Origin of the sequence: Mesorhizobium sp. M7A.F.Ca.US.014.04.1.1 (assembly GCF_003998745.1) — a bacterium.
GTDB classification, from domain to species: Bacteria; Pseudomonadota; Alphaproteobacteria; order Rhizobiales; family Rhizobiaceae; genus Mesorhizobium; species Mesorhizobium ciceri.
Window position 1 is genome coordinate 1 of the sequence record NZ_RZRW01001357.1, and the last position, 594, is coordinate 594.

1 protein-coding gene is annotated in these 594 nt (G+C 58.8%); it reads right to left on the reverse strand.

What is annotated here, in order from left to right; all coding sequences use genetic code 11:
• Positions 1-177: 177 nt before the first annotated feature.
• Positions 178-594 (reverse strand): metalloregulator ArsR/SmtB family transcription factor (locus tag EOA22_RS36525; RefSeq protein ID WP_245478812.1); only part of this gene is annotated, 417 nt, incomplete at its 5' end.

Here is a 594-nt window from a genome sequence, read left to right on the forward strand (position 1 = left end):
CGACAACCGCCCGGTGCTGGTGGACCCGGGCACCCGAAAAATCATCAAGGTTTACGACTGAACGAACCATCCAACCCCGCCGCCATCGCCTGGCGGCGGGGTCGAAGCTTACAAATCTCCACAATCCGGTGACGAGCCTTGAAGTCGCGACATCGCAACCTTCCAAAGGTCCGGGCTTTATGGATGATGGTCGCGGCCAGGCAGAGTTTTCCGCTCAACAAGCCAGTCCAGGAGCTCAAGGACTTTCAGGGCAAGATCTGTGCACGAGTAATACGCTTTATGGCGCTCCTGCCTCCGGGTGACCAGACCAGATTCTCGCATCATGCCGAGATGCTGGGAGAGTGCTGAGTTGCTAAGCCCCAGTCGCGGCGCCAGATCAGAAACGGATATTTCTCCGTCAGCAAGAATCATTAGAGCGAGAAGGCGCTTTTCATTAGCCATGGCAGCGAGCAGCTCGGCGGATGGCGCATGAATGCTGGGCTTTTCGGGATTCATGATGTTGCCCTCGCTCACGCGTCTTGCGCCGGCCGAAATGTAAAGAAGCGGCCTCCCTTCACGGCAGCGGCGGGCGCCCCAGGAAGGATGTGCCGGGGT